The 231-nt window shown below is 53.7% G+C and carries 1 pseudogene; it reads left to right on the forward strand.

The annotated features are described in order from the left end of the window. Positions 1–71: 71 nt before the first annotated feature. Positions 72–231: pseudogene (locus KVT36_RS32415) on the forward strand (2,3-bisphosphoglycerate-independent phosphoglycerate mutase); the annotation flags it as partial.

Here is a 231-nt window from a genome sequence, read left to right on the forward strand (position 1 = left end):
CCAGCGGGCAGCTGGCCTCCATTGCCAGCCGTTATTACGCTATGGACGGAGATTAGTGCTGGGAGCGGGTAAAGCTGGCCTATGATGCCATGGTGCACGGCACCGGCACTCCTACGCAGGACCCGCTGACAGCCGTAAAAGCATCTTATTCAGAAGGGGTGAGCGATGGGTTTATTAATCACATTATTGTTAACAATGCGCAATTAGCACCCCTGGCCACTATACAGGAAG

The organism is Chitinophaga sp. GbtcB8 (assembly GCF_019091455.1).
Taxonomy (GTDB): domain Bacteria; phylum Bacteroidota; class Bacteroidia; order Chitinophagales; family Chitinophagaceae; genus Chitinophaga.